The organism is Verrucomicrobiota bacterium, assembly GCA_016871495.1.
Lineage (GTDB): Bacteria > Verrucomicrobiota > Verrucomicrobiia > Limisphaerales > VHDF01 > VHDF01.
Map to the genome: position 1 here is coordinate 51,367 of VHDF01000011.1, position 25,747 is coordinate 77,113.

A 25,747-nucleotide genomic window follows, 5' to 3' on the forward strand; every position below is an offset into this window, starting at 1 on the left:
TGACAGAAGTCGGATTTAAAGTCCGATGACGCGCATCACCGCGGAAAGCTCGGCGGGGACTTCCACCGGCGAAAAACCCGCGGAGGCGATGGCCGTTTCCGGATCTTTGAGCCCATGGCCGGTCATCACCGCGGTCAGCACGCTCCCCGGGGGGATGCGGCCCTGTTGATGGGCTTTGACAATGCCGGCCAGGCACGCCGCCGAGGCCGGCTCGACAAAAATGCCATCCGTGCGCGCGATCCGGCGATATGCCTCCAGGATTTCCTCGTCCGTCACGGAATCGATCAACCCTGAGGATTCGGCCCATGCGTTTTTCGCTCCCTCCCAACTGGCAGGGTTGCCAATCCGAATGGCACTGGCCAGGGTCTCGGGGTCGGTCACGGGCGTTCCCCGGACGATGGGCGCAGCCCCGGCGGCCTGAAAGCCAAGCATTCGAGGGAGGCTGGCGATTTTGCCCGCGTCGTGGTATTCCTTGAAGCCTTTCCAGTAGGCCGTGATGTTCCCGGCATTCCCCACCGGCAACACATGAAAATCAGGAGCCCGCCCAAGCGCATCGCAAATCTCGAACGAAGCAGTCTTTTGCCCCTCAATGCGAACCGGGTTGATGCTGTTCACCACCTCAACCTTCCCCGTTTCACCGAGTTCACGAACCATCCGCAACGCATCGTCGAAATTGCCCTCAATCGCGACCGTGGTGGCCCCGTACATCAAGGCTTGCGCCAGCTTGCCCTGGGCAATCTTGCCCTTGGGAAGCACCACCACACATTTCATCTTGGCCCTCGCGGCATAGGCTGCAGCCGAGGCCGAGGTGTTCCCCGTGCTGGCGCAAATCACCACCTGCGCCCCTCGGTGCTTGGCCTTGGAAACGGCCATCGTCATGCCGCGATCTTTGAACGAACACGTGGGATTAAGCCCCTCGTACTTAAGATAAAGGGAAAAGGATCCCCCCAGATCCGCCACAAAGTTATCCGCTTTGACCAGCGGCGTGTTGCCTTCGGAGAGCGACACCACGGGCATGCCGGCATCGACGGGGAGAAAACGAGCGTAACAGTCAATGACCCCCTTCCAAAGCGCGGGGTTGTGAGGAGCGGCGTTCATGAAAAATCTTCCACACGGAACACCACGGGCTCTCCTTTGACAACGGAAAGTCCCGCAATGCCTTTCAAAGCTCGGCGCATGGCCTTCACCGGGGCGTCGTGAATCATGAAGATCAAGGGAACACTTTCACCTTCGTGCCCTTCCGGCTGGATGACCGAGGAAATCCCGATGCGGGCTCGCCCGAGCAGCGTGGCGATCTTAGCCAGCGTGCCAGGACGGTCAATGACGCTCAGGCGAAGGTAAAAACGGGATACGATTTCCTCGTAGGGAACCACGCGTCCACCCCGGGCATGGCACACAAAAGGCGGCACACGGCGCTGAGAACCGTGCTTGAGATCCAGGGCGGCATCCGCCAGATCGCTCAACACCGAACTGGCCGTGGCATCCTGTCCCGCCCCGCGCCCATAATAAAGGGTATCGCCCACCACGTCACCGCGAACGCAAATCGCGTTGTAGACGTGATTCACACTCGCAAGCACATGAGTGTTGGGAACGAGGACGGGCCCCACTGAAACCTCGATGTCTTCCGTTCCCGAGGAGCGGCCACTTCCCGTCGTCTTGACCACGCCGAGCAACTTGATGGTGTAACCAAGCTGCTGGGCATACTGAATGTCCAGGGCGCTGACACTGCGGATTCCCTCGACATGAATCTCGCCGGGCCTCACCCAAAATCCGTGCGCCAGGGAGGCAAGGATCCCGGTCTTGTGGGCCGCATCGTGACCATCGATGTCCAGCGAAGGTTCAGCCTCCGCGTAACCGAGCCGCTGCGCGTCAGCCAACACCGCGGCAAAATCGGCGCCCTCAAGCTTCATCCGGGTCAAAATGTAATTGCAGGTGCCGTTGACAATGCCATGCAAACGGGTGACCCGATTGCCGACCAGGCTTTCGCGCAAGACCTTGATGATCGGAATCCCACCCGCCACGCTGGCCTCGTAGTAAAGGTTCGCGTCATACTTGCGGCAGGCTTCAAAAAGCTCCTCTCCATGGGCGGAAAGAAGGGCCTTGTTGGCCGTCACGACGGATTTGCCAGACCGCAGCGCCGCGAGCACGGCCAACCGCGCCGTCTGCGTTCCTCCCATCAGCTCCACAATGATTGGACAGCGAGGGTCATCAACCACCTTCCTCCAATCACGGGTTACCGTGCCTCCAGGGAGGGGGACTTTCCGGCGCTTTCGCGGATTGCGGACCGCCATCGACTGAATTTTGAACGCGACGCCTAGACGCGAGGTCAGCAAGGGACCATTCCGGCGCAGGCCGAGGATTAACCCTCCGCCCACCGTGCCAACGCCCAACAATCCCAAAGCCACCTGCATAAGGCCGGCCAGATTGCCGACAAGCCCAGGCATGGACAATCCCATTTTTTGGGTTCACGCCCCGGTGCATCCAGAGGTTTTCGGGGATGCGCGCGGCAGCGCCGGGGCGTTCACGCCGCTTCAGGGCGTGTCTTCAAAGGGGCATGACAGATTCAACGGGCAAGGGTGCTGCCAGGGCGAAGGCATTCACCCACGGCGGGCCATGGAGCGGGAGGAGATCGCCGCGGCAGGTTGGCGCGAGCGGAAGCGCCGTGAACGGCGCGCCCCCACAACTTGCGGATGCACCGGGGCACTCCCGGTCGTGGAATGAAGAAGATCAGCCTGCGCGAGGCCGGACTGGGCTCCGGGTCGGTTCGAAGGAGGAGAGGGACGTCGCCCCCTCAGGGATTCGGATTATTCCGGGACGGCAAACCATCGACCACACCAGGGATCGGTTCGATGCCAGGGATGGGAGGCAGAGGAGGAAGTTTTACGCCGCGATTGTTGGCATCCAACTTCTGCGCCACCATGTTCAAGACTTGCTGTTCGACCGGCATGGAAGGCTCACCGCCCACAGGCTGCACATAATCACTCTGGGCCTGAGTGCGCAAAGCTCTCGAAGGGATGATCCGCGCGGCACCCGTCGTGACACCCGCCGCGGAGTTGTTATTAACTCCGCCGGGGGGATTCATGATGAAGGTCGAGGCTCCCGTCGGATTGGGATTGTTATCGACCAACACCCCTCCCCGGCCAATCACCACGGGGCCGCCACCTCCGCCCGCAGCTCCCGGAACCGGCATCGCGGAGGGCATTCCAGCGGGGACAGGAGGCACCGAAGCCGTATTGATCGGGGCGGCAGCGCCCTTGTCCTTCACGCCATGCGTCGCATAGGTCAAGGTCACCGGCGCGCCTGCGTTCAGGATTTTGACGGTGTCGGAAATCTCGTCGATGGAAATGACTTCGATATCGTCCTGCTTTTCGCCTTCGGCGAGACTGTAGAAAACCGTCGGGGGCGTCTTCCCATTCACGGTGGCACGCAGCCAAACCTTCTTCGATTCAAGATCCGTGGTAATGCCTGTCAGGTTGATGTTGGAGGCCGGATTCGGCTTGTTGTTGGCCTGAGGGTCCGGCGGCGGAACAACCACGGGCGGCTTCAACGCGAAGGGATTGCGATCGACGATGGCTTGATAGTTGCGCTCGCCTGCAGCCGCCCAACCCGTCAAACCCAAGGCCAGCGAGCCAATAACCCCGCGAAAATTTCGGGCGTTCGTCCAGGCCGATCTCATAAACACATCGTAACTTGTAGCACCAGGAGAGGAAAACACCAGCCGAACCCGAAAGTTTCCAGCAGTTCGAATTTGGGTGGGTAGGGCGCGTCACTCCGTGCGCGCCGCCTTTGGAAACACCCGGTTTCGGCGCGTAGCGGAGTGCGCGCCCTACCTTGATCAGTCAAAATGAGAAGACCTGGAAAGTTTCCGGGTATCACAACCTTGACGCGAACTGCCCCAACTGGTCCATTCAAGCCACATCCCATGCACTCATCTCCCTCAAAATTCCGGTCTTCCCAACGCCACACCCGTCGCGGCTTCACGTTGATCGAGTTGCTCGTCGTGATCGCCATCATCGCCATCCTGGCCGGCATGCTGCTCCCCGCCCTCTCGAAAGCAAAGGAGAAGGCGAAAACCACCAGCTGCATCAATAATTTACGGCAGTTCGGCATCGCCCAAGCCGTTTACTCTGGCGATTTTGACGACCGGTTTTGCTACACCTTCTTCGTGCGCGGCAATAATGCGCTGCGCAAAGGCTGGTTCAACGCGCTCCAACCCTACCAGGGCACCACGAACCTTCTGCTCTGCCCCAATAAGTCCAAGAAATTCAAGGAAGTCGTCGCCCTCTACCCCAGCGATCAACAAGACAAGGCCATCTCCAATTATCAGATGAACTTCCGATTGGGCGGTTGCGACTGGGAAGGGGTCTGGGACGTCAAACAATGGCCGGCGAAGAAGATCGGCACCGTGGTCAGCCCCGCCAAAACCGTGCACCTCACCGACGGCGGCGTGAAACCCACCAACTCCAAGGAACCCTTAAAAGCGATCACCCCCAAATCCACGGAAAAACCCGGCGCCTGGGTTCTCCACGATCCGGCCAACAGTGCCCCCTGCGATGGCTGTGTGACGTCGGACGATCCGAATTGGGGCGGACCCCACCAGCGGCACAATCAACGAAGCAACGTGCTCATGGCCGATTCCCACGTGGAAACCATCAAAGCCCAAACCTGGTTCTGGTCCGACACGCCGTGGCTCAAACCCGAAATCGGCGGCGGCAATTAAGCGACCGCCCCGTTACCCATCCGCTCTCAAGCCAGGATATCGCGAATCACCTCGGCTTCCACCACGCCCGTAAGTCGATTCTCAAGACCTCCGTAAAAATAAGTCAGTTTACGGTGGTCCAACCCCATCAGATGGAGAATCGTGGCATGCAAGTCGCGCAAATGAACCTTGTTCAATGCGGCTTCCTGCCCGAGTTCGTCCGTCTCCCCAAAGCTGGTGCCGGCTCGCACACCCCCACCCGCGAGCCAATAGGTGAATCCTTTGGGATTGTGATCCCGCCCTCCCGTCTTCCCACCCGTGTTGAACGTCTCGCTGACCGGCATCCGTCCAAACTCGCCCCCCCAAACCACCAGCGTTTCCTCCAACAACCCTCGACGTTCCAAGTCCGCCAGCAGCCCCGCCATGGGCTTGTCCACCTCCGGCGCGTGAATCTGAAGGTTCTCCTCGATCCCGTGGTGTCCATCCCAGGTGTTTTGCCCGCCCGCGGGGCCGCCGCCCGAATAAATCTGCACAAAACGCACACCACGTTCCACCAGCCTGCGCGCGATCAGACATTGCGTCCCGAACGTCGCCGATCCCACCGTCAACGGATGCGCCCCCTTGGGATCGTGGATGCCATAAAGGCCGCGAGTCGCCTCCGACTCCGATGCGATGTCCATCGCTTCCGGTGCTGAAGTCTGGAGTTGAAACGCGAGTTCGTAGCTGGCGATCCGGGCCTCCAGCTCGGATTGTCCAGGCCGCGTCAGCGAGTGGGCTTGGTTTTGTTGATTGATCCAGCCGATCTGGTGTCGTTGCATGGAACGGCTGACCCCCTCGGGTGGATTGAGGTTTAAGATCGGAGATCCGCCGTTTCGAAGCACGGAGCCTTGAAAGGCGGCGGGCATGTAACCGCTCGACCAGTTCGGAGCCCCCGTGGTCGGTCCTCCGCGCGGATCCAACATCACGACATGGGCGGGCAGATTGGAGTTCAGGGCGCCCAACCCATACGTCATCCAAGCCCCAATCGAAGGATGACCCTGAATGATGCGCCCGGTGTTCATCTGCAGCACCGCCGAACCATGGGCGAAGGAGTCGCTTTGCAACGATTTTACCAAGGCCAGCTTGTCCATGTGGCGGGAAAGGTGGGGAAAAGCGTCCGAACACCAAAGACCGGATTGGCCATGCTGGCGGAACACTCGACGGCTGGCTTGCAAGACGGCCTTCGTCTTGGTCCGGCGACGAAACTCGTTGTCAATCGTCTGGCCGTCCCGGCGCTGCAACTCCGGTTTGTAATCGAACAAATCGACCTGAGACGGCCCTCCAAACATGAACAAAAAAATGCAGGACTTTGCCTTGAACGGAAGTTGAGGCAGCGGCCAGGAAGGGGCTGGGCTCCCGGACGCCTGAAGACGCGAAAAGAACCCGTCCTCACTCAACAGACTGGAAAGCGCAAGCCCGGTAAATCCCGCTCCGGCTTCCCACAGGAACTGCCGTCGAGTACCGAAGCATCCTGGACGAAATCTAGTCGACATAAACGAACTCATTCAAATTGAACAAAGCCACGCAGAACGCCTGCCAGGCCATGGCTTCGGCTTCCGCCGGGTGTTTGGCTTCGGCCAACTGCCTCTGCTCCCGCCACCACGCCTGGGCCGAGTCAAGTTCCTCCACGGCGGGCCGCCGCTGCAGGGCGAGCTCGAAAGCCCGCTGGATGCGGCGCGCGGGATCTTGCCCAGCCTCGCGATCCAGCCTCGCCGCCAACCGGGCGCCACGCTCCCGAACAAAGGCATCGTTCAGCAGTGTCAGGGCTTGCGCTGCAACCGTCGTGACCGCGCGTTCCCCCACCGGCACCGTGGTGGTCGTGTAATCGAATGATTCCAGCAAAGGGGTCAGCAGCGCGCGTTTGACAAAAGTATAAATGCTCCGGCGGGATTGCTCCCGCGGCGGACTGGTTTGCCATCCCTTGCCTTCGCTGTCCTGGGTTCGGTGCACTTCCTTCGGCAGCGAAGAGAAAAATGAAGGCCCTCCTTTCGCAAGCTCGAGGTCGCCGGACACCGCCAGCATGGAATCCCGCATGACTTCCGCTTCCATCCGGCGCGGGTTTTGACGCCAGAAGTAGCGATTGGCCTCATCCTTGGAACGGGAGACCGGATGATCCGAACGGGAGGATGCCCGGTACGCCGCACTGGTCATGATCAGCCGATGCGCACGCTTAATGGACCAGCCGCCCGCCAAAAACTCCCCCGCCAGATAATCCAATAAATCGGGATCACTGGGGCGGCTCCCGGTTTGGCCAAAGTCGTTCGGAGTCTCCACCAATCCCCTTCCAAAATGATGCTGCCACAACCGATTGACCAGGACGCGTGCCGTCAACGGATTCTCCGGGTGCACGACCCAGCGCGCAAAAGCCAGCCGCCGTCCCGAAGTGCCCTTCCCCGGGGCTCGGACGATTTCCGGAACCAGAAGACGAAAGACCTCGGGAACGCCGGGTTGAACTTCCTCGCCCGGGGACAGCACGTCGCCCCTCCGAAAGACATGAGTCGGTTTGATGGGATCCTCGTGCACGGCCAGTGCATAGCCAAAAGGCGGACGGTTCTCAAAGTCCTGAATCCGAGTTCGCAATCTCTTCTTCTCGTCCTCCGTAGCTGCGGCTTCGAGCGCTTGCTGCAAAGGCCGGACCGCCTCCGCCTTGGCGAGCTCCCAAGCTCGAACTTTCTCCGGTTCGGCCAGGGGACGAATAATGCGTCCCGTGCCCCGGCCACCCCCTCCGGTCTTGTGAAGACCGTAAGGATTGATGCTGCGGAAGTAGGCCAAAGTCCGGTAGTAATCCTTCTGACTGATCGGATCGTACTTGTGGTCGTGGCAGCGGGCGCATCCCAGGGTAAGCCCAAGAAAGGCCGCGCCCGTGGTCACCATCACATCGTCCAAATCGTCGAACTCCGCCGCGAGGGTGCTGTCCGGCTCGTCATCCCAAACGTGCAAGCGGTAGAAACCCGTCGCGACAACCGCCTCTTCGCGATCCTGTTCGTCAAGTTCGTCCCCGGCCAATTGTTCGAGAATGAACTGGTTGTAGGGCTTGTCCCGGTCAAAAGACTGTACCACATAATCGCGATACCGCCAGGCATGGGGTTTGGGGCCATCCCGTTCGTAACCGTTGCTCTCGGCAAAACGAACGAGATCCAGCCAGCGCCGGGCCCAGCGTTCGCCATACTCCGGGCGGGCCAGCAGCCGGTCGATCAGCCGCTCCCAGGCGTCCGGCCGACGGTCATCCAGAAACTCCTTCATCTCCTCCGGCTTCGGCGGCAAGCCAATCAAATCGAAATAAGCCCGCCGCATCAGCTCGCGCGGAGGTGCCTCCGGATTCGGAGCCATCCCCGCCCCTTCAAGCCGAGACATCCAGAAACGGTCGATGGGATGCGCGCGCGCCGTCAGAGAACGAACCTCCGGTGGACGCTGGGCACGAAGCGGCTGGAACGCCCACCAGGACCGGTCCTCGGACGTCAGCTCAAACTCGCGGGAACGGAGCTTGGGGACCGGGGAGCCTCGATCGAAATCCTCCCCGACACTCTGCGGCGACGACCCGGCTGCCCCCGAACCTTGCCGGACTTCCGCAGCAGGCGCCTGGGTCACATCCGCGAGGATTGGATTGATCCCACCGGTCACGATGGGGCCAAGCTGAAGGCACACCGCCAGCCTGCCGAACAACCAAAGCGCGGACACGATCCGTGGAAACGGGAATGATTGAAAGCGGACCATGGATGAGTGGAGTGAAGCGTGGGAAGTGTAGCAGCGACGAGTCTCGAAAACAGGCTTTTCTTGGTCACGGCCCCGCAGCGATCGTCCCCCCGGCGAGCAGGAAGATCGGGACAGGTGCCTCCAGAGGTTGTCGGTGACCCGCTTGTCGTGGTCACGCAGACAGCCCTGTCTGCTGTGGCGCAGGCTGCCCAACCTGCGGGGCGACGAAGAGACCAGGCGCGTGGAGAGCATGGAAGGGCCTCGTTCTTCACCCGCCGGGCCGACTGCCAGCCTGCGCTGCAATACTGAGAAAGCTTCGGGATGCACCGGATCGGGACCGGTGCATCCCGATGTTGCCGGTGATGCAGGTAGGGCGCGTCCGTCCCGGCGCGCCGCCGGAGCATGATGTTTTGCATCCCGTGGGCGGCGGGCTGGGACAGGCCCGCCCTACCAACAACATCGGGATACACGAGATCGGGAATTGCAGAGCAACGGTTTCTTGCATGCGCGGTTCGGGGGGAACAAGCTCAGCTCATTCATGAAATACTGTCGGAGGACGCTCGCCTTTTGCGGTCGCATGATTCGAATCCGATAGCCGGTGTTCGCGAGGCGAGTCGGTGGGGCGGTCTTGCTGGCCAGGATGGTCTGTTGCGTTCAGGCAGGGCTTGACCTGCCCTTCTCACTTTCACCCGCGCTGGAACAGGAGATTTTGCGTCCTGCCTTCGTGGATGCACTGACGGGCGGGACTCCCATCCTGCCCGCGGTGACGAACTTGACTCAGCTGAAAGCCCGGCTGGACGAATTACTGATTTCACCCCATGGATTCACGAACGCTTATGAAGATCTTTCGATTCAAGAAGCGGTTTACGAGCGCATGCTTTATGGCAGCACCACGGAACGCTGCCGGGTTGATTTCACGTTTGGAAAACGCCTTTCGGCTCATGCCTATGTGAAGCGGGCCGAACGGGGTTCGGAATCTCCTCGACTGGCCATCCTGCTCATCCCGGGAAGCGGCTTCAATCAGTCCTCCGCGATCGCCAGGATGGATCGCCTGAATTACCATGGGGCCATTCTCGGGGAGATCGCTCCCTATGGCGACGCCTACGTCCTCGTGAAACCCAATGAGGATTTCCTGGCGATTCACAACGGCACGAACAAGCTGAGTTACAATTTCATCTACACCGGTTTGATTGACCAGGGAGGGACTTACTCCGGGTTGTATCTCATCCAGGCTCTGGCGCTCTGCAAACATCTCCAAGCCCAGTATGACAGGCTCGTCATCATGGGCTTGTCACAAGGGGGCGCCGCGGCGCTGCTCGTCGCGCTCCAAGCCAGGCCCACCGGCGCCATGGTCGCCTCCGGCTACAGCATCTTGCTGCAGCAAATCCAATGGGCCGGCAGCAACCAAATCATGATCCCCAATATCGACGTTTGGTATGCGCGGGATCGAATCCGGGACCTGATGCTCCTTTCCAGAACCCAATTCTTGTTCACCTGGGGGCGAGCGGAAACCAACTACTACAAAATTGAAGCGGAGACCGGACTGACGTCAGCCTACTTCAAGTCGGTTCCCAATTACCAATCTGCCGTCCACCCCGCCGGGCATGAGTTTTCCTTCACCGAGGTCGCGGGATTCTTGAACAAGATGGTTCGTGCCTTGAGTCTCCGGGGAACAAGTTCGCAATCCACAGGAAAGGATTTTCGGATGTCCTGGTCCGGGCTTGTCACCGGCGCCACGTACGAATTGCAATACTCGCCGGACCTGGTGCAGTGGAAAAAGGTGAGACGTTGGTCGCAAGAGGAGAACGCCCGCTCCGTTGACCTGATCGAGAACGCTGGCAGTGTCCAGGGCTTTTACAGGTTGCTCGAAACGGCTCCGTAAGCTTGCCGGGCGCGAAACCCAGCCGACGAAACGGCTTCCCGCCAAGGTTCACGCGCGCTTCGGCCGAAAAACCGCACCGTGAAGATCCGCAAAAAAGGCCAAGCTCCAAACCGAGGCGCCACTCGCCTTCACTTCAACTGATCCAGGGGGTCGCTCGACTTCTTGCGGCGTGGTTTGGTCACAGACTTGGCATCCGCCCAAAGGCTTTCCAAGGCGTACTTTTCCCGCACATCCACCCGCATCACATGCACCATCACATCGACGAAATCCAACACCACCCAGCCGGTCTGTGCGCCACCGTCGGTGGCGTTGGGACGCAGCCCGTCCTCGCCGCGCAGCTTCTCGGTGATCTCATCGACAATGGCGCGAACGTGCGGGTCGCTGGTCGCGGTGGCCAGGACGTAAAAATCCGTCACCGAAGAAACTTTTCGCACATCGAGCACGACAAGATTTTCGGCCTTCTTGTTGTCAGCAAGCTCGCGACAACGCTGGGCGAGTTTCCGGGAGTCCATGGACATCGTCTGCCGCGCATTCTGGACGGGAGTTCAATCCAGATAAAGCCGATTCTCCAGAAGATCATGCGCCACCGATTCCGGAACCAGGTGCTCAATGGGCAGGCCAGCCTGCACTCTTGCCCGGATTTCGGAGGATGAAAGCGCAAGCGGATGCCCTCGCAACCGGTGAATGGAAAAGCCCGGCGGAACTTCCGTGAAGCTCGCGCCAGGGCGCGGCACAAGAATGAATTCGGCGCTTCGGGCCAGTTCCTCCGCTTCCCGCCACTTCGGCAATTGCGACACGTGATCCTCGCCGATCAGGCAAAAGAGGGAAGCTTGCGGAAAGCGCTGCCGATAGTGTCGCACGGTATCGATCGTGAACGAAACACCGCCGCGGCGAATCTCCAAGTCGTCCACCCTGCACTTCGTCTGACCGGCAAGGGCCAGGCGAAGCCAGCGCAGCCGAAAACGCGCCGGCGCAGGCTTTCGCTCAGGTTTGAAAGGAGATTGCGCCACGGGCACGAAGCTCAGGAAGTCGAGCTGAAACTCCTGCAGCGCGGCCGTGGCCACCAACAGATGGCCCAAGTGAATCGGATCGAAGGATCCGCCGTAGAGCGCCAGCCTCATGCCCTGGATCAAATCGTTCTCAGCAACAGCGGCGCACACCTCGGTTGTAGGTTTTCTCAAAATACTCGTCCAACGCCCGCTGCCGGAGGATTCGCAAATCCGCTTCGGGACCCGTCAATCGAACCCGAATCCCCTGCGGGGTTCTCTCCGCAGCATACACTCCAACGGTCGCGGGGCCGCTTTCCATCGCCCTGTCGATCGAGGATTGCCCCGAGAGCTCCTTCCCGAGAGCGATGGAAAGCGGAATCAGACTGGCCAGTGAGGACGTGCGTGCCGAGGTCAGCGCGGAATCGGGCAGCCAAACGGGCGGAGTTTCTGAAAGTTCGGGAGGCTTTTGCCCGCTCCACAACCGGATCCACTCCCTCAAACTCAGCCCCACGATGATCGCGACCAAACCGAGAAATACGGAGGCGGCGACCGCGTCAATCCAGTTGTTCAAGTGCTGCCGGCGATTGTCCCGCACCGCTTTGGCGGCTTTGGTGAGGGCAGCCGCTTCGCCGGCTTGGCGCGCGGCGGACTCCGCTTCAATCAGCGCAGGGAGTTTCGCCTTCAAGTCATGGGCCGCCGCGACAAACCCGATGCGCTTGTCCGAATGGAAAACCTTTTGCACGCCCGCCGTCAGGGTCACCGTGAGAAGCCAGGCCAGAGGCAAAAGGGTTACCCAAGCCAAGGCCGGGTTCGCGGGCAATCCCTCTCGCCTTCGCTTGAGCTGGGTTTTCAAGATCACCGTCGTCGCAAAACAGAGTGCGATGGAGGCCAGCAATTGGTTCGCGATGCCAAAGAGCGGCCAGAGGGCCTTGACCCCTCCGTCCGGATCGCGCACGCCTTGAATCAGAAAAAAGCCCCAGCCGCCCACCATGAGCGTGCTGGCGGCAAGGTTGGCCGCCGTGCTCTGCGTGTTCCCCAGCGGCTTCCAAAAATGACCCAGCACGTCCTGGATCAAATAACGGCCCACGCGGGTCCCCGCATCCAGCGTCGTCAAAATGAACAACGCCTCGAACATGATCGCGAAATGATACCAAAGATCCAGCCAGCGGCCCTGGGTCACCTCACTGAACAATTTCGCCATCCCGACCGCGAGGGTGGCCGCGCCACCCGTCTTGCCCACCAGGGTCGTCTCCCCCACCTCCCGAGCCAATTGCTCCATTTGTGCCGCCGACACCGGAAACCCCTCCGCGCTAATCCTGGCCACAGTGGCACTCGTCTTCACGGCCAGCGTTTCGCCAGGCACATTCACGTTCATGCTCAGATAAACGCCCGGTTCCAACGTGCAGGCCGCAATCATCGCCATGATGGCCACCAGCGACTCCAAACACATCGCGCCATAACCCACCGGACGGGCGTAACCCTCCCTCGTAATAATCTTCGGAGTAATGCCGCTGGAGATCAGGGTGTGGAACCCCGAAATCGCCCCGCAGGCAATGGTGATGAAGCAAAATGGAAACAGCTTTCCACTCACCACCAAACCCGAGCCGTCCACATACTTGGTGAGGGGCGGCATCTTCAAATCCGGAAGCACCAGGAACACCCCCAAGGCCAGGGCGACGATCGTGCCCAATTTCATGAAAGTGCTGAGATAATCGCGCGGCGCGAGAAGCAACCAAATCGGCAGGACACTGGCCGCAAATCCATAGAGAATAATGGACCACGCCAAGGGCTCCTTGGAGAGGGTGAAAAGTTTGCTCAAGCCCGGACTCTGGTAGACAAACTGCCCGCCCCATACCGCAAGGAGCAGCAGAATCACGCCCAGCACGGTCACCTCCATCACCTTGCCGATCCGCCAATAACGCAAATACCCCCCCATGAGCATCGCAATCGGAATGGTCGCGCCCACCGTAAATACACCCCAGGAACTCTCGGCCAGAGCATTCACCACGACCAACGCCAGCACCGCCAGCAAGATCGTCATGATGGCCAGAATCGCGACAATGCCGATCGCACCCGCCGCCGGCGAAAGCTCCTCCTTCACCATCTGACCCAAGGAACGCCCATCCCGCCGCATGGAACAAAACAGGATGACGAAGTCCTGCACCGCCCCTCCCAGCGCCACGCCAATCAAAATCCACAACGTGCCAGGCAGATACCCGAACTGGGCGGCAAGCACGGGACCCACAAGCGGACCCGGACCCGAGATGGCGGCAAAGTGATGCCCAAAAACGATCCACTTGTTCGTGCGGACAAAATCGTGGCCGTCCTCATGAACCTCGCAGGGAGTGGCCCGGCGATCGTCAAGCGCCAGCACCCGGGCCGCAATCCACTTCGAGTAAAAGCGGTAACCGATGGCGTAGGTGCATAACGCGGCGATGAGAACGTAAGAAGAATTCACCGGCTCCCCTCGTTGCAGGGCAAGGGTCGCGTACGCGAAAGCACCCAGCCCCGCCACGGCGAACCAAAGCAAAACACGAAAAAACGTCGGAATCATGTGGCGCGAGTCCGCACACTCTATCGGGGGAAGCCACCGTTGAAAAGGTCGATCACGTGCGCGGTCCTTGCCTCACCAGCCTGACCCTCGCATCGCATTCCCGAGGTCCTGCCTGCTCCCCGATCAACCCATGAAGCGACGTCAACGCCGTACTCCGCCGTCTTCAGTGCGATGCGCCCCACGCATGGCCTCAACCCGACCCGGCTATCGAACCACCGTTTGACCGCTGACTTCTCGCTCGTAAATGCGGGCCAGGTAACGCAGGTGCGGAACGGTGGAATCGCGTTCCATGCCCATTCGAATCAATCGTCCGGCCAAAGCGTAATCGCGACGCCCCAGCGCAGTCCGGGCTGCCACGTTCACAAACGGCATCGGGCTCCAGGTGGCTCCGGCGGCGGAGGGCTTGGGAGCCCTCTCGATGAGACCCGCCATCTCCTCCAGAACAGACCGCCATGATTCCGGCCGGGTCCGCAACCGATGCTCGGCCTCCAAAAGCGATTGGTGAATGGGGTCCGCGTTCGGAGGAAGCACCAGTTGATGACGGTTCTCATGAAGGGGGCGGAAAACACAGGGCAACTGCTGGTCGCCAACCATGATTTCCGCCTCGGCGCGGGCGCCATTGGTTGGAAATCGCTGCCTCATGTAACGCGAAAGATCCCCATTGAGCGAAAGAAACTCAGTAAAGACAGAGCGCTGGACTTCGGGTGCCAGGCCGTTGAGCGTCGAGCGCTTCGCCTCTGAGGCCAACTCCGTTTGCCAGGTGCGTTCGTCAAAAAGGAGCAGCAGATAGGAATGCGCGCCAACAAAAAAGGCCTGGGGCGCTTGATACTCCAAAACCGGAAAGTGATCCGATTGAATCGGACCCTCTCCCGGCACCGCGAAAGCGGTGCGCTGCGAGGCAAGCTGCCGGGCCCAAACAGCCTCGGGCGAAGTCAACCCGATGCGCTCGAAATCCTTTCGAGGCTCCGCCCTGGCGAATACCCTTTGATAAACCTCCGGATCACTCTTCCAAGGTCGCTGGCTGCCAAGCATCACCAAATCCCCCTGCTGGGTATCCCAAACTTCCATGTGGGGAAAAACTCTCGAAAAAGTCCGCAGCACCAGGGAGACGATGCCATCGTTCATTTCATAAGCGTGAAACCACTGGGTCATGATCCCCCCTTCCTTCAACTGCGACGCGGCCAGTTGATAAAACTCCAAACTGAACACGCTGCCCACCCCCGCCATCCAGGGATTCGAAGGTTCGCTGATGATCACGTCGTACTGCTTGCCGCCTAACTTCAAAACCGTGCGCGCGTCGTCATTGATGAGACGCGTGATCGAGTTCGTCCAAACCCCGCGATTGAGCGGATAAAAAAAGTGGGCGGCGCGAATGACCGGCTCGCAATTCTCAGCGATGGTCAAACTTTGGATGGGATGCCCCAACAAAGCGCCCGCCGTAATGCCGCTGCCAAAGCCCAGCACAAAGATATCCTTGGCCTCCGGACGCGCCAGCATGGGCAAATGCCCCAGCAAGTATTGAGTCGAAAGATCGCCTTTCGTGGTGGCATCCGCCTTGCCGTTGATCCGAAGTGTGGTCTGCGCCTGCGATTTAATCCCATCTCCTTGCTCCACGGAAACGGTCGCATCGGCGGCATCCTCGTAAAAAGCGATGCGCAAACTCTTGCGATGTTCGCGAATCGATTTCGGATCCACGTCGGTGCTTCGAATCCGAAACATGCCCGAGCTCAGGACATCGCGCCAGCCCGCGCCGGTCGTGGCACCCAACACGCCCAATACCACCGCCAATCCCGCCAGAACTCCCGCCGCCCTCCATTGCCGGCGCGGCGCCGCGGTCAAAATCCCCGCCCCGCAGACACAAATGGCCAGGATAAAAAACGAACCTCTCAAACCCGCTATCGGCATGAGAACGAAACCGGTCACCAGGGTGCCGACCACCGCACCCACGGTATTCCAGGTCAGCAAGCGCCCCACCCCACCCCCCAAGGCTCCCGCACAATCCGCCGCGTTCCGAATCCAGAGGGGCACGACCGCCCCAAGCAGCGCCGCCGGGATGCCCAACACCACCAGCGACATGCCCGCCGTCAATATCTGGTAGTACCGGTATCCCATCACACTCTGGGCAAGCCCATTCTTGGCGTAGGTGTAGAGATCAACCCATTGGGTAATGCCAAGCACTAAGACGCCAATCACCGAAGCCGCGCAAACGAGAAGCACCAGGGTCGCACGATCCGCCGCGATGGACTTCCACCTCGGGGATGCCACCACCGAACTCCCAAGTCCAATGCCCAGAATGAAGGCCATCAAAACGATCGCGAAGGATTGCAGTGAGGCCCCGAAAATAAGGACCAAGGAGCGCGCGGATAGCACCTCAAGCCCCATGGACACTCCGCCCGTGATGGCCACCAGCACGCACCCCGAGGCCAGCGGAGAGACGCGGCTGGCCACCGGTGGCGCGGACTCGCCTTCTGAACCGGTTCCCACAGCCGGGAGCGCAATCCGTCTCGAAAGCCCAATCGCCGCCAGGCCAATAAACACGTTGGCCAGTGCCGTCAGTTGTAACGAGGAGACCATCCCGAGGTTCTTGATGAGATAAAAACCGGCCAGAAACGAACCGGTCACCGCCCCCAGACTGTTGACTGAATAAAACCGGGCGGACCACCGGCCCGCGTGTTCAAAAGACTGACGCTGCAGCCACGAAGCCAACAGGGGCAGGGTCCCCCCCATCAGCAAGGTCGGACCGATCAGAAGTCCAACGCTGAGAACCGCCTTGATCACCAGCAAGGTCGCCGGTTGATCAAGCCGTCCGCCGCCGAGATATCGAAACAACGCGTCCGCCCACCCGTGGAACTCGTGAAAGAAAAAGGCGTAGATCCCGATGGCAATCTCGATGCGCCCGTAGAGAGCCAGCGGCTGGTGGGTTCGATCAGCCCATTTTCCAAACGCGCGATTGCCCAGGGCCAGCCCACCCATGAACACGGCCAGGACGACCGTTTGCGCTTGCACCGTGCTTCCCAAAAGCTGGCTCAGATACTTCGACCACACCACCTCGTAGATCAAGGCCGTCGCGCCGGAGCAGAAGAACAAAAGTAAAACCATAGCCCGATCCAGTCCAATTACCCCTAGTTTATCGGAGCGTCGATGACCAAGTTTAAGCCTTCGAGCTCAAGGATGTTTTAGCCCGGAATTCTCATCCTCGTTTCGCGACTGGGAATTTCCGGTTTCGTGAAACCGCGCCCTGGTCGCCCGAAAACGTATCCTGAAGGCATGGTCCGAGGAGGAACTTCTTCCAACAGGGTGTGGAAAGCGAAAGGCATCCGTTTGTGGAACGAGGGGCGCGGTTCGATCTCACCCGCATGGTTGAAACTCGATGGGGAACGTTTCCCTACCCAGTCGAGTGTGAAAGATGCGGGTTTGGGCCTTCGGAGTCGATCAAACCACGGGCCATCGCCAGGCTTCATGGTCATCAGCCACTGAAACCTTCTTGAAGTCACAAGGCCTCAACTGCACACCCTCCGCGTGGCGAATTTGAAGGGCGAAGCCGCCAAGGCCGCCTGCATCACCCACTTCAACCTCCCGACTAACTTGATGGAGAAGTTACCCACCGTTCCGCACCCTGGCCCGGCGGAGTTCTTTTGCTAGAAATGGCAATTGATCAGCATCAATCTGTGGCAAGATATTTTAATCACAAGTCTTTGATAATAAAGGTATTGAGAATGTCAACGCTGCTGAATTGCCGATTCTGGTTTGAATTGCCGCGCATTTTCGCATATAAATGTTTTTATGAGAACCACGCTTGATCTACCCGATCCGCTCTTTCGCGAACTCAAAGCTCGATCCGCACTGCGCGGTGTGCTGCTGAAGGACTTCGTCGCCGAAATCCTGGAACTCGGCCTTGCCCAAAACGCCGCAGCTAAACCCGCAGCCCGGCCACGCAGTCCTTTGCCCGTGATCCGCAAGGCCACCGGCGTCTCGCACCCTGCCCTTTCCAACCGCGAAATCGACGCCTTGCTCGTCGCCGAGGATGCTCATGGCGGCAATTGACGTTCCCGACCTCAACCTCTGGCTCGCCCTCTTCGACCCGGACCACGCGCACCACGCCCGCGCCCGCCGCTATTGGGAAAACGAAGCCGCACCCGACATCGGCTTTTGCCGCGTGACCATGCTGGGCCTTCTCCGCCTGCTCACGAACCCCCGCGTGATGCACGGTGCGCCCTTCACCTCCGCAGAAGCATGGGATGCCTATCGCTCCTTCGCGGTGCTTCCCGATGTGTGTTTCATCGAGGATTCCCTCGCCGCCGAAACGCGCTTCGAACTTTGGAGCCGCGTCCCTGATTTTCCCGTCCACCGTTGGACCGACGCATGGATCGCCGCCCTCGCTTCGTCCGCTCGATCGCGCGTGGTCTCCTTCGACTCGGATTTCACCACCTTCCCCGATCTTGATTTTCTCCACCTGCGCCCATGACCGACCCCAGCCAAAAGCAACCGGGCAACACCCTCTCAACGATGACAGCTCGAAGTTTTCAGCCCGTGCCCGGATGAGTTGGAATAAGCAGTTCCATCGCAATGGCGGTTTCCCTTGCCAAGAGCCATACCCTCAAATGCCCCATCCTCATGCTGAAAGAGGATGTCCGCGAGGTGTCTTTTCCAAGAAGCCCAACGGCGATTGCCTTCAGCAGGGTGCTCTTGCCCGAACCGTTGTCACCGGTGAACACCGTCCAGCCGGCGTACTTGCCGTCCGGTCGGGCCAGTTCAAAATCGAGCGTCTCGAAACCGCGAATGTTTCGGAGCGAGACTTTGTGGATAAACATGGGACATTTCTATCAGAGTTCAGTTGAGATTCCAACGAATCGTGAAAAGCTGCCGTTGCCCACTCTTCTGCGCGAGCTGCCCCTCGATCTTGGCCATCAGGGATTCTCGTTGCTGGTCCAAACGCCTCCCCCTCCCATCCTCTTAGAAGATGTCGCCCGCGACCTCTCCATCGGTCTCAGCGGGTTGCAATCACCCCGCCTCGGATTCCAAAACAAGGAACCGTGTAAGCCGTCGAAAGATCCGCCCGCGTGATGCCTAAATCTTCTCGAAAACGTGGACCACAGGGAGCAACTCCCCGCAGTAGAGACAATGACTTCGTCCACTCTGGCTATTGCGGCGGCATTTCGGGCATGGGACCGGTCGCCGGGTGATCTTGCCATCCTGCTTCCCATCCCGCAGATCGATTTCCTCCATGGTCCGAATGAGCAGATCATCCGAGAGATCGGAGTTTCTCCTCAACAACTCCCAAAGGGCCTGGCAGGCGATCGTCAGCGCGTCGGCCTTTCGCTTCAAATCGCTGATTTCGTTTCGAAGCCGTGCCGCTTCATCCCTCGCCTACCCCGCGTCAGCCGAAGCTTGTTGAATCGCACCATGCTGATAGAGGTCGATGATGTCCATAAATGTCCTGACGGCGCGGGTGGATGGGCCAGTGTTACGCTCCGAGCTCGATGGGCTTGCCACCGCTGACCAGGAAGAGAACCGCCATGCGCACGGCCAGTCCGTTGGTGACCTGCTCCAGAATCACGGATTTCGGTCCGTCCGCCACCCGGCTCTCGATCTCCACCCCCCGATTGATGGGGCCGGGATGCATGATGAGCACGTCGGGTTTGGCGCCCGCCAGGCGCGAAGCGCTGATTCCGAACAACGTGGTGTATTCCCCGAGGCTCGGAAACATCACGACCCGCTGACGTTCATGTTGAATCCGGAGCAAATTGATAATGTCGGCATTCTCCACCGCCTCCTCAATGCGATGGGTCACGCGGCAACCCCATTTCTCAAAAACTTTGGGCACTAGCGTGGACGGGCCGCACAGAGTCACCGACGCGCCCAGCTTGAGCAAAGCCCAGATATTCGACCGCGCCACGCGGCTGTAAAGAATATCACCCAGAATCGTCACCTGCAGGCCTTCGATTCTCTGCTTCCGCTCCAGGATGGTAAAAATGTCGAGCAAAGCCTGGGTCGGATGCTCGTGAGCCCCGTCGCCCGCGTTGATCACACTCGCCTCCAGGAATCGCGACAGGAAATGGGCGGCGCCGCTCGCGCTGTGCCGGATGACGATGATGTCGGCGTTCAACGCCTCCAGATTGCGGGCCGTGTCCTTGAGCGTCTCTCCTTTGCGCAGCGACGAGGATTCGGCGGTGAAATTGACGATGTCCGCGCTCAACCGCTGCGCCGCCAGCTCAAAGCTAATCCGCGTGCGGGTCGAAGGCTCCACAAACAGATTGACGACGGTCTTGCCTCGCAGGGTCGGCGCCTTCTTGATCGACCGCTCTCCCAGGGCCTTGAAGCTCCGCGCCGTTTCCAAAACCGCCAGGATTTCCTCCTTCGAGAGCGATTCGATATCCAAGAGATGGCGGCGATTCCAGGTCATGAGCCGGTCAGGTAAACCGCGTCGTCCGCCTCGTTGGCCGCCATTCGAACATCCACGCGCTGCCCCGGTTCGGTCTCCACGTATTTCCCCACGAAATCAGCCTTGATGGGAAGCTCTCGGTTCCCGCGGTCGATCAACACGACAAACTGAACGCGGCGCGGACGTCCATAGTCATGCAACGCGTCGAGAGCCGCGCGTGCGGTTCTGCCGCTAAACAACACATCGTCCACCAACACCACGGTCTTTCCGTTGACGTCAAAGGGGATGACCGTGGGCAGGATTTCCGGAGTGGCTTTCTTGTCGAGATCGTCCCGATGCATCCCCACATCGAGGGTGCCCTGCGGCACCGGGTGGTTCCAGATCGCACCCAAATCACGAGCCAGCCGCTGGGCAATCATCACGCCCCCTCTCTGCACCCCCAAAATGCCGAGGGCATCGCTCTCCTCATTTTGCTCGGCAATCTCGTGAGCGATTCGCGAAAGAGCTCGGCGAATCGCTTGTGCCGGCAGGATCCGGGTCGATGGGACAGGCGGCGGCGTCATCCGTAGACCGCATTATGAACCCTCGGAGCGAGGTCGATCAACCATGGAGTGATAGGCCGCGCCCAGCGCCCCCGCATACTCGCCCAGTTGAGCGGGAACAATCCGTGCCCGGACCCCACCAGGACGCCATTCAAACACCTCCAAGTATTGTTCCAACGGCTTGAACAAGCTTTCACCCGCCTTCGCGATGCCCCCCCCAATGATCACGGTGTCGGGATCCAGCACGTTGATCAGCGAGGCGACGGCAGCCGCCAGACGCCGGACCGCGGTGAGCCAGAACACCCGGGCCGGACCGTCACCAGACTCGAACGCGGCAATGAGCTCGTGCGTCGTGGTGAATCGTCCTCCCGTCCGGTCAACAATGGACGCATTGCCCATGGCCCACTCCAGGCTGCCTGGAGCGCCACAGACATCGGGTGGCCCGTCCGGATCCAGGCTCAAGTGTCCGAGATGGCCGGCGCGTCCCATGGCCCCTCTGAGTAATCTTCCATCCACCATGGCGGCACCGCCCACCCCCGTTCCCAGAGTGAGCATAAAGACATGACGACTCCCACGGGCGGCTCCCAGCCAGACTTCCCCCAACAAAGCCGCCTGAGCGTCGTTCAGCACCGGAATGTCCCCCTGCCTGCCCAGCGCGATGGACCAATCCAATCCTTCAAGCCCTTCGAGCCTCCCGGGCATGTAGGCGATCGATTTTCCATCCGCCGACGTCAATCCTGGCGCGGACAGTCCGCACGAGCCGGCAAGTCCCATGCCTTTGGCTTCGAGGGAATGGACAAGCTCTCGCACCGCCTCGACGAAGGCTCGCGGCTCAGCAGAGTCGAACGGTTGCGATTGCCGAACCAGCATGGATCCCTCGCGGGTGACCATCACACCCTTGGCACTCGATCCTCCAAGATCAATGCCCATGGCAATCCCGGGCGTCATGCTTCATGGCTGTCGGCGAGTTGACCCTCGCTGACTTCCCACCCCCCATCGATGCCGATGACCTGCCCCGTCACAAATTTCGACGCGTCGGAAAGCAGCCACACCACGGCAGCATCCAAGTCCTCCGGAACTCCGATCCTTCCCTGGGACAGGGGCTGTTTGGTGCGAATGAATTCCAGAATCTCAGGACGCTCCTGGGCGCGTTGAGACATGGGGGTGGCAACCAGACCGGGCGCGAGCAGATTAAAACGTATGTCCCGAGGGGCGTAATACGCGGCGGACGATTTCGTGAGTCCCATGGCTGCCGCTTTGGCGGCCGCATAAGCGTGCGTGGCGAAATAGGCCGGGGAGGGCGAGTAACCGAGCACCGAACCGCAGTTCACGATCGAACCTCCACCCCCCTGTTTTAACAACTGCCGCACTGCGGCGCGGTTCGAGAAAAACATCGAATCCAGGTTCAAACGCAGGGTCTTGTTCCAGCCTTCGTCCGAAATCTCGTCAAGCGGTCCATCCCCAAACCTCCGACCGCTCCCACCTGCCACGTGATAGAAGCCATCCAAACGTCCAAAAAGGCGCACCGCGAGCTCGATTGCGGATGGGGCAGTGGCTGGCTCGGCGGCATCTCCCGCCAGTCCCGCCGCTTGGGAACCCAGAGCTTTAATCGCACTCTCCACTTTCTGCTCGGATCTTCCGACCACAACCACCTTCGCTCCCTCCAACGCGCAGGCACGCGCGGCAGAAAGTCCCAAACCACTTGTCCCGCCCATGATGACAATGGTTTTGCGGTCAAGCGCGGGCATGAGACTCAATCCTGCCTATCATCCAACGAAACACGCATCTCATCGACCCAGTTCAAGAGAAACTCGATTCTATTCCATTCAATCGAGCCGCTTGATGAAGAGGTTGGCGAATTGGATGGGACTGCCATGGTGCTGCAATCCGATGCGGCCGCGGTGAGGAATTCCGTCCAGTTCAGCCTGGTCAATCACCCGTTCTCCGTTCAATTCCACACTCACTCGGTTGCCCCGCAGCGTCACCACGAATCGATTCCATTGGCCAGGGGGCTTGTCCGCCCGCCGCTTCGGAGTCGCGGCGGCGCGCGCTTCCGCGGAACGCTTCACATCTTCACGATATTTGAAGAGCTCGCCCGAGCCCACCGGCCAGCACCAAATGTTGACCTCACTGTTCAAATCTCCCCTGAGATAAATTCCGCTGTCCCCGGCGTCAAGCACCTCCCGCAATTCCTCGCTGCCATCCGGATTCAAGCCTCTGGTTCCGTCCGATCGAATCACCGGTAACGGCTTCGCCACGGGCTTGGCGGTCCAACGCCAGTCCGCCACCAGCACAAAGTCGCCGAACTCCTCCTCCGTCCAAAGGTGGGGATCGCCCTCACCCTTCTTCCCATCATGATCCAGGACCCAGTCCTGCGCCCGCCAGTGTCGCGCCGTGTCCGCCCGCGTCAGCCAGCCGGTCAGATCCAGGCCATTATACAACGAAACGAAGTGTTCGTCCGGACGCGCAATGTGGTCCGGAGCCAGCGCCTTCTCCACCGGCCATTCTTGAATGCGAAGGTTTCGAAATTCGATCGGGGAGCCCTCGGATTCCAGACAAATGTACCCTTTGCGCGGCGAGGCTTCCCGTCCCCGGGTCACCACCTTGCCGTTGACCGCCAAAGCAATGGCGCCATTCGTGCATTCGATCCGGTAGTGATTCCACTCAGGGGAAGGCTTCATGCGTTTCTCGGTCGGAAAGGCGCGATCACCGCCCCGCCCGTTCTCGGGGATCATGCGAGCGCCGTGAATTGGGAAAATATCCCCATCCGAGGTGTGGCCCGGCCCCTCGCGCCCATCAAGCACCTGCACCTCGACGGCCCGAATAAAAGGCTGCCCCGGCGCGGTCAACGCATCAGCCCAGACGAACACCCCCGCATTCCCTTGCGGACGCAGATGCCGCCATTCCAATTCCAGCGCGAAATTCTGATACATGCGCCGAGTGCGAAGCTCTCCCGTCGGGAACCCGGTGCAGAAAATGACACCGTTGGTCGCGCGGAACGTGTCCGGAGCACAATTCACATTCACCCAACCCTCCAAGTCTCGACCGTTGAAGAGCGGCGTCCACGCCATGTCCCGGGCATGCGTGCCATCGGCTTTCGCAAGCATCATCAACAACACGAGCCAGACGGGGATTGGAGAACTCGGGAAGGAGCTTCGATGGATCGAGGGAGTCACCGGGCGCATGTTGAGGAAACATCTCCGTTCCGCCAAGCCCGTTTCTTGGCAAGCGTCCAGCAGCGGTGCATCCAGAAGGGGTCGGTGATACGTGCGGCAGCGCCGGGGCACGGCGTTCACGCCGCTTCAGGGCGTGTCTTCAAAGGGGCATGCCAGCTTCAACGGGCAAGGGTGCTGCCAGGGCGAAGGCATTCACCCAGGGCGGGCCATGGACCGGGAGGAGATCGCCGCAGCAGATTGGCGCGAGCGGAAGCGCCGCGAACGGCGCGCCCCTACACCTTGCGGATGCTCCGGTCAGCAGCGTGGAGGTTTCCTTGAACCTTAAAACGGCAGTTGAACGTCGTGAAGATTTGCAAAGGCCTGGATGAGACGGACATGACGAAGAACGAGGCAGATCCTTTATGGATCTGGTGAGTGATTCGGAATGGCTTTATCGCCGGGACCTTGCGAAGGTTCACGAAGGGCAACTGCCGTTTTAAGGTTGAACAACGGCCGCGCGGCCGAAGGCGATCAGGTCAGACCGAGCCGTGCCATCGCTGGTTCCAGCCGTCGCCCCGGGTGGGACGCGGCTCGATCTCGACTTCCGCAACCTGGAGCACCTCCGCCGATTCCCCGTATTCACCCTGCCATGCCACTTCACCTTGAGGATTCACCAGCAAGGAACACCCAATGCAACGGCGGCCCTGCCACGGCCCGGCCGTGATGGGACCAACCGAACTCACCCCCGCAATCCAAAGCCGGAAATCGCGGGCCACCGGACCATAGTTCTCCCGCCAAAGCGCGCCGTAGGGCTCGCGTTGATTGTCGTGATCGGACGGCACCGCCCAGGCGCAGGGGGACAAGATCAGTTCGGCCCCCATGTAGCCCAGCGCTCGGGAAAGCACCTGTCCGGGAGCGAACGCGTCCGCGCAAATCATGACCCCCAAAGTCCCGAGGGGCGTGCGGACAGTTTCCAATTTTGCGCCCTGTCCATAACAGGCATGGCCGATCTCCAATTCATTCAATTTGCGATGCTTCAACAGGAGGCGCCCTTCGGGATCGATAAGCACCGCCGTGTTATAATGCGAATCCTCGTCGGCTTCCGTTAACCCGGCGCAAACATACACTCGAGCCTTCCGGGCGGCAGCCGCCAGAGCGCGGAAGAACGCTCCTTCGGGAACCGGCTGGACTTGATCGCCGAGGTGGGGATGCGTCCATCCAAAGTCCAATGCCTCGGGCAGGAGCACGATCTGAGCCCGTTCACGAGCGGCGCGGGCAATGGCATCGAGTGCGCGATCCACATTGGAAGCGGCCTCGCCTGGCCTCACGAGCATTTGCGCCAGCGCCAGTTTCACGGAGGGCATGGGAGCGAGAGCAGATGCATTGGAGGAGTCACGGCTTCACCTGCGAAGCGCTGTCAGACGGCAGGCGCGGGAACGTCCGAAGCAGCACCCGCCGGTGCCGTCCGAAAAAGGGCGAGGAATGAGGGTTTCATCGGGTCCACTCACCCAACCACGCGCTGCCCACGCTGGCAAGCGGAGAGCCACTTCCCCTGATCCCCGGATGAGCGCTTGATGAAGCCGAGGGCATCCCAAGCGTTGGCAGAATTCGACCACGTCATCAAAACTACCCCAAGCGATCCCGCCGCCGAGATGATCGAGGACACCCCTGTCGGCTTTGGCCGCCCCATCGGTGAACGTCACGCCCCGCGCTGGATCCGGCGTGTCCCCAAAACTTCGATTGTCAACAGTTCAACTTCAACTGAAAGTTCATAGCTTGAAGACCGTCACCATGCTGGAGTTCAGAAGAGAC

22 protein-coding genes are annotated in these 25,747 nt (G+C 60.3%); 5 read left to right on the top strand and 17 right to left on the bottom strand.

The features are described 5' to 3' along the window. Nucleotides 1–15: 15 nt before the first annotated feature. The 3 genes from FJ404_04125 to FJ404_04135 all read right to left on the bottom strand — a co-directional run bounded on the left by FJ404_04125 (nt 16) and on the right by FJ404_04135 (nt 3,676). Entirely contained in the window at nt 16–1,098 is a 1,083-nt protein-coding gene (locus tag FJ404_04125; GenBank protein ID MBM3822073.1) for a threonine synthase, read from the bottom strand. Then, nucleotides 1,095–2,444 (bottom strand): homoserine dehydrogenase, encoded by a 1,350-nt coding sequence (locus tag FJ404_04130; protein ID MBM3822074.1) that lies wholly within the window; start codon nt 2,442–2,444, stop codon nt 1,095–1,097. Before FJ404_04130 ends, FJ404_04125 begins: the two co-directional genes overlap by 4 nt. Before the next feature lie 347 nt (nt 2,445–2,791). Further along, nucleotides 2,792–3,676 carry a hypothetical protein gene (locus FJ404_04135; GenBank protein ID MBM3822075.1) on the bottom strand — a complete coding sequence of 295 codons (885 nt, stop codon included), beginning with the start codon at nt 3,674–3,676 and terminating at the stop codon, nt 2,792–2,794. Between the two features lie 246 nt (nt 3,677–3,922). On the opposite strand from FJ404_04135, the gene FJ404_04140 reads away from it, so the two are divergent. Next, nucleotides 3,923–4,720, top strand: a complete 798-nt coding sequence (locus FJ404_04140; protein MBM3822076.1) for a prepilin-type N-terminal cleavage/methylation domain-containing protein — start codon at nt 3,923–3,925, stop codon at nt 4,718–4,720. Nucleotides 4,721–4,746: 26 nt separating this feature from the next. On the opposite strand, the gene FJ404_04145 is transcribed toward FJ404_04140, so the two are convergent. Next, on the bottom strand, nt 4,747–6,231 hold the full coding sequence (locus FJ404_04145; GenBank protein MBM3822077.1) for a DUF1501 domain-containing protein: 1,485 nt from the start codon (nt 6,229–6,231) through the stop codon (nt 4,747–4,749). After that, nucleotides 6,221–8,683, bottom strand: a complete 2,463-nt coding sequence (locus FJ404_04150; protein ID MBM3822078.1) for a DUF1553 domain-containing protein — start codon at nt 8,681–8,683, stop codon at nt 6,221–6,223. Before FJ404_04150 ends, FJ404_04145 begins: the two co-directional genes overlap by 11 nt. Nucleotides 8,684–8,781: 98 nt before the next feature. On the opposite strand from FJ404_04150, the gene FJ404_04155 reads away from it, so the two are divergent. Further along, complete coding sequence (locus FJ404_04155) at nt 8,782–8,973, top strand: hypothetical protein (GenBank protein MBM3822079.1); 192 nt, start codon at nt 8,782–8,784, stop codon at nt 8,971–8,973. 56 nt (nt 8,974–9,029) lie between these two features. Beyond that, on the top strand, nt 9,030–10,313 hold the full coding sequence (locus FJ404_04160) for a hypothetical protein (GenBank protein ID MBM3822080.1): 1,284 nt from the start codon (nt 9,030–9,032) through the stop codon (nt 10,311–10,313). Nucleotides 10,314–10,441: 128 nt separating this feature from the next. Here the strand turns inward: FJ404_04160 and rsfS are convergent, their stop codons facing one another. From rsfS to FJ404_04180, 4 genes are all read right to left on the bottom strand, one after another. Beyond that, nucleotides 10,442–10,825 (bottom strand): ribosome silencing factor, encoded by a 384-nt coding sequence (gene rsfS / locus FJ404_04165; GenBank protein MBM3822081.1) that lies wholly within the window; start codon nt 10,823–10,825, stop codon nt 10,442–10,444. A 33-nt stretch (nt 10,826–10,858) separates the two neighbouring features. Continuing rightward, entirely contained in the window at nt 10,859–11,434 is a 576-nt protein-coding gene (gene nadD / locus FJ404_04170; GenBank protein ID MBM3822082.1) for a nicotinate (nicotinamide) nucleotide adenylyltransferase, read from the bottom strand. A 19-nt stretch (nt 11,435–11,453) separates the two neighbouring features. Further along, on the bottom strand, nt 11,454–13,856 hold the full coding sequence (locus tag FJ404_04175; GenBank protein MBM3822083.1) for a carbon starvation protein A: 2,403 nt from the start codon (nt 13,854–13,856) through the stop codon (nt 11,454–11,456). A gap of 204 nt (nt 13,857–14,060) precedes the next feature. After that, the gene (locus FJ404_04180) at nt 14,061–16,955 is read right to left on the bottom strand and encodes a hypothetical protein (GenBank protein MBM3822084.1); all 2,895 of its coding nucleotides are present in this window, start codon (nt 16,953–16,955) and stop codon (nt 14,061–14,063) included. Nucleotides 16,956–17,639: 684 nt separating this feature from the next. On the opposite strand from FJ404_04180, the gene FJ404_04185 reads away from it, so the two are divergent. Both FJ404_04185 and FJ404_04190 read left to right on the top strand, forming a co-directional pair. Further along, nucleotides 17,640–17,900, top strand: coding sequence for a hypothetical protein (locus FJ404_04185; protein MBM3822085.1), 261 nt, complete (start codon nt 17,640–17,642; stop codon nt 17,898–17,900). Further along, nucleotides 17,896–18,321 (top strand): PIN domain-containing protein, encoded by a 426-nt coding sequence (locus FJ404_04190; protein MBM3822086.1) that lies wholly within the window; start codon nt 17,896–17,898, stop codon nt 18,319–18,321. Before FJ404_04185 ends, FJ404_04190 begins: the two co-directional genes overlap by 5 nt. Nucleotides 18,322–18,379: 58 nt before the next feature. Here the strand turns inward: FJ404_04190 and FJ404_04195 are convergent, their stop codons facing one another. The 8 genes from FJ404_04195 to FJ404_04230 form a co-directional block, all read right to left on the bottom strand. Further along, entirely contained in the window at nt 18,380–18,667 is a 288-nt protein-coding gene (locus FJ404_04195) for a hypothetical protein (protein MBM3822087.1), read from the bottom strand. A 256-nt stretch (nt 18,668–18,923) separates the two neighbouring features. Beyond that, the gene (locus tag FJ404_04200; protein ID MBM3822088.1) at nt 18,924–19,181 is read right to left on the bottom strand and encodes a hypothetical protein; all 258 of its coding nucleotides are present in this window, start codon (nt 19,179–19,181) and stop codon (nt 18,924–18,926) included. Nucleotides 19,182–19,320: 139 nt separating this feature from the next. After that, entirely contained in the window at nt 19,321–20,259 is a 939-nt protein-coding gene (locus tag FJ404_04205; protein ID MBM3822089.1) for an aspartate carbamoyltransferase catalytic subunit, read from the bottom strand. Then, nucleotides 20,256–20,801 (bottom strand): bifunctional pyr operon transcriptional regulator/uracil phosphoribosyltransferase PyrR, encoded by a 546-nt coding sequence (gene pyrR / locus FJ404_04210; GenBank protein MBM3822090.1) that lies wholly within the window; start codon nt 20,799–20,801, stop codon nt 20,256–20,258. The genes FJ404_04205 and pyrR overlap by 4 nt, the downstream gene beginning before the upstream one ends. A 12-nt stretch (nt 20,802–20,813) precedes the next feature. Continuing rightward, a complete protein-coding gene (locus tag FJ404_04215; protein MBM3822091.1) occupies nt 20,814–21,728 on the bottom strand; it encodes an ROK family protein in 915 nt (304 codons plus the stop codon). Then, nucleotides 21,725–22,528: an SDR family oxidoreductase gene (locus tag FJ404_04220; protein MBM3822092.1), complete on the bottom strand. Its 804-nt coding sequence runs from the start codon at nt 22,526–22,528 to the stop codon at nt 21,725–21,727. Before FJ404_04220 ends, FJ404_04215 begins: the two co-directional genes overlap by 4 nt. A gap of 78 nt (nt 22,529–22,606) precedes the next feature. Beyond that, on the bottom strand, nt 22,607–23,965 hold the full coding sequence (locus FJ404_04225) for a DUF1080 domain-containing protein (GenBank protein MBM3822093.1): 1,359 nt from the start codon (nt 23,963–23,965) through the stop codon (nt 22,607–22,609). 506 nt (nt 23,966–24,471) lie between these two features. Beyond that, nucleotides 24,472–25,299 carry a carbon-nitrogen hydrolase family protein gene (locus FJ404_04230; protein ID MBM3822094.1) on the bottom strand — a complete coding sequence of 276 codons (828 nt, stop codon included), beginning with the start codon at nt 25,297–25,299 and terminating at the stop codon, nt 24,472–24,474. Nucleotides 25,300–25,747 lie beyond the last annotated feature (448 nt).